Source organism: Tepidibacillus decaturensis, assembly GCF_001561915.1.
Taxonomy (GTDB): Bacteria; Bacillota; Bacilli; order Tepidibacillales; family Tepidibacillaceae; genus Tepidibacillus_B; species Tepidibacillus_B infernus.
Genome location: NZ_LSKU01000001.1, coordinates 2,721,000 through 2,722,082, shown reverse-complemented (window position 1 = coordinate 2,722,082; position 1,083 = coordinate 2,721,000). Strand labels below are relative to the sequence as shown.

The window sequence follows — 1,083 nt, the reverse complement described above, 5'->3', positions numbered from 1 at the left end:
ACAAAAACAAGGAGGAAAAACAAGTAATGCTGCCTCAAAAAATCATGACACCTAAGATCAATTACATTGATCGCATCCAGGAATATTCAGATGAACAAATCATCAGCATGTTCTTAACCACAACATGCCATCGTTCTCAGTACACACGTCGGAACTACAGCCGAGCTATTGACCAGTTCCGTCAATTTATTACTTTCAAACCATTGCGTCAAGTGACATGGCGGGAAATTGAAATGTATAAGATTGCCTTAGAGCAAGGGTTTTTGAGCAAGAGTTGCAAACCTCTAGCTCCTGCCGCCGTAGCCAGTCTCATCGCTCCGTTGCGATCCCTATATAAATGGGGAAGTGATTCCAATATCGGCGTTTTTTCTCATAATCCGACAACCTCTGTACATACACCTAAAGTGCCGATTAATAGCAAAAATCACTATCTGACCAAAAGAGAGGTTACTTACCTGTTGCACCAACTAAAAAAACAAGGAGAACGTGATTATCTAATTGGTATCAGCCTTATCTTATTGGGACTGCGAGTGTCTGAACTAGTTTCTATTCAATGGGGACATTTTCATTCCGATCCGACGGAAACATCTATGTGGCTTACAGTGTTGGAGGGGAAGGGAGGAAAACAGCGTGAAGTTAAAGTGCCGCAAACATTGTGGAACATGTTGTCTCTTCACTTTCAGCTACAAAGAAAATCTCAAGACCCGGATCAACGAATTTTCCCTCTCACGGTTAGACAAGTTGAGCGTATTATTCAAAAAGCTCGTGAAGAAAGCAACATAAAGAAAAAAGTATCTCCTCATTGGTTACGGCATACTAACGCTACGTTAGCTCTACTTCATGGAGCTTCATTGCAACAAGTTCAGGAGACCCTTGGACATGCCCATATCACTACCACTCAACGTTATCTACATACGGTAGAACAAATGAAAAAAGCAGCGCCTGATTTCGTGGAAGACTACTTAAAAGACATCCTTTAGTTGCTAGATATAATTAAATTATATAATTTCGTAGCCAATATTATTTTTATGGGGTATAATATGAAAAAATTATCTAATCGAGTCGTATTTTTACAAATAATGT

General features: G+C 39.5%; 1 protein-coding gene. It reads left to right on the top strand.

Annotation, left to right across the window (positions count from 1 at the left end; genetic code table 11):
• Positions 1 to 26 precede the first annotated feature (26 nt).
• The gene (locus tag U473_RS12730) at positions 27 to 980 is read left to right on the top strand and encodes a tyrosine-type recombinase/integrase (protein ID WP_068727695.1); all 954 of its coding nucleotides are present in this window, start codon (positions 27 to 29) and stop codon (positions 978 to 980) included.
• Positions 981 to 1,083: the final 103 nt, after the last annotated feature.